General features: G+C 45.5%; 1 pseudogene. It reads right to left on the minus strand.

The features are described from left to right. Positions 1-514 (minus strand): annotated as a pseudogene (locus R7Z77_RS28540) (tetratricopeptide repeat protein); the annotation flags it as partial.

Below are 514 nucleotides of genomic sequence, written 5' to 3' on the forward strand. Positions count from 1 at the left end.
TCACTAATTTGGTTGAGTTGTTTTTGCTCCAAACGCACTAAGCTGGTGTATTTTTTGTACGCTTGCAGTGACAGTTGATATTCGCCCGCCTGTTCGTAACCCAAGCCCAACAAACGGTAAGATTGCTGCTTGATGAAGTTTTTGTTTTCCGGCGCTTTTTCGACAAGATCTAAGGCTTTCTTCGCGTTTTCAATTACTTTTTTGCTGTCGTTCTGATGATAGGCGAGACCAGACTGAAGTAGGGCGGCTTTCGCTTCAAGCTGAGGGATATCCGCGTATTCCAGTAACTCTGTCGCACGTTCCAGATATTGCTCTGCAAGTGCGTAGTTGTAGAGTTGCAGGTAAGTCGCAGCCAAGCTCAACCGAAGCTTAATGGTGCGATTGATATTACGACTGGTGCTTTCGTGATCCAGTACGTTGAAGTAGTGCACCAAAGCAAGATTGAACTTGCCTTGATAAAAATAGATGTCGCCCATTTGTTCAAGCACATCGGCCAAAATAGGGGAGCTTGGGT

Source organism: Vibrio sp. 1401 (assembly GCF_033340295.1).